Source organism: Cobetia sp. (assembly GCF_983723665.1).
In genome coordinates this window covers 1,297-2,678 of sequence record NZ_CFDJES010000245.1, presented here as the reverse complement: position 1 = coordinate 2,678, position 1,382 = coordinate 1,297, and the positions used below count along the sequence as shown (strand labels likewise).

Sequence of the window (1,382 nt, the reverse complement as noted above, 5' to 3'; positions counted from 1 at the left end):
CCAGCAGTCAGGCGGATGCGGTGATCGCCAGCTGGAATCTGAAGCATGCCGGCTGGAACAACGGCAAGCATCTCGAGCAGGTCGCGGCGGTGGCGACCCATATGGACCTGATCGGCCTGCAGGAGGTGATGAAGGAGGAGGTCGTCAGCGAGCTCGAGCAGCAGCTTGAGGCGCTGACCGGCGATGAGTGGGACAGCCTGGTCAGCCATGCGGTCGGGCGCAGTACCTATACCGAGCGTTACGCCTATCTGTATCGCGACAAGACGATCGCCTATCAGGGCGGAGCTACCGTCTATCTCGATCCCGAGGATGTGTTCTCGCGCGAGCCGCTGCTGGCCACCTTCGTCGAGAAGGACAGCGGGCGGGCCTTCAGCGCCGCCAACGTGCATATCGTCTATGGCGACAGCAAGGCGGATCGCGCGCCGGAAATCCGTGCGCTGGCGGATATCTACGACCTGATGAAGGAAATCTCGCCCGGCACCCCGGCGATCATCATGGGCGACTTCAACATGGCGCCGGATGAGCCTGCGTGGGGAGACCTGCGGACCCTCGGCCTGCGCCCGCTGATCACCGAGGGCGCGACGACGCTCTCCAAGACCGATGGCCGCTATGCCTCGCTCTACGACAACATCTGGTATGTGCCGAGCGAATGGCCCAGCGCCAGCGGCGAGGTGTTCCGCTTCCCGGACTATCTGGGGATCAGTCATGAGGCGGCGCGTGCCGATGTCTCCGATCACGCCCCGATCTATCTGTCGGTGACCGGCGAGACACTGGCGTTGCTGCCGCTGGACGGCGGCCAGCCGCAGGCGGCGGGCACAGAGGTGGCCAGTCGTGCATCCAACGCCTCCAGTTCGGCGAGTCAGACCTGTATCGACCTCAATACCGCCAACGCCGATCAGCTGGATCGCCTGCCCAATATCGGGCCGGCACGCGCCGCCGATATCATCCGTCAGCGTCCATGGAGTTCCAGCGGTCAGCTGACCCGCATCAGCGGCATCGGCAAGGGCACGCTCAGCGAGATCGTCGCCAGCGGCATGTTGTGCAGCTGAGCTGTTTTTAGAGCGGGTCTGTTCTGAATAGGCCTGGTGAACTGATCAGGTCTGAGCCTTAAGAGATCAGTCTCGGTCTCACTCGAAAATGACGAAGCCAGCCATCACGGGGATAGCGTGATGGCTGGCTTCGTTGCCTTGAGGCGGGCAGGCCGTCTTCCTGGTGCCGCCTGAGGTCAGCTCAGATACTTCTCGAACCAGGCAAGGGTTCTGTCCCAGGCGAGCTTGGCGGCCTGTTCGTCATAGCGCGGGGTGGAGTCGTTGTGGAAGCCGTGGTGGGTGTCCGGGTAGATGTAGGCCTCATAGACCTTGTCGTGCTCCTTCAGCGCGGCT

At 63.2% G+C, this 1,382-nt stretch carries 2 protein-coding genes; one reads left to right on the top strand and one right to left on the bottom strand.

What is annotated here, in order from left to right; translation table 11 throughout:
• Positions 1-1,049, top strand: a 1,049-nt coding sequence (locus AC4FAH_RS14420; RefSeq protein WP_490246299.1) for an endonuclease/exonuclease/phosphatase family protein, incomplete at its 5' end; no start/stop codon positions are given.
• Between the two features lie 176 nt (positions 1,050-1,225).
• Here the strand turns inward: AC4FAH_RS14420 and AC4FAH_RS14415 are convergent.
• On the bottom strand, positions 1,226-1,375 hold the full coding sequence (locus AC4FAH_RS14415; protein ID WP_490246300.1) for a dienelactone hydrolase family protein: 150 nt from the start codon (positions 1,373-1,375) through the stop codon (positions 1,226-1,228).
• Positions 1,376-1,382: the final 7 nt, after the last annotated feature.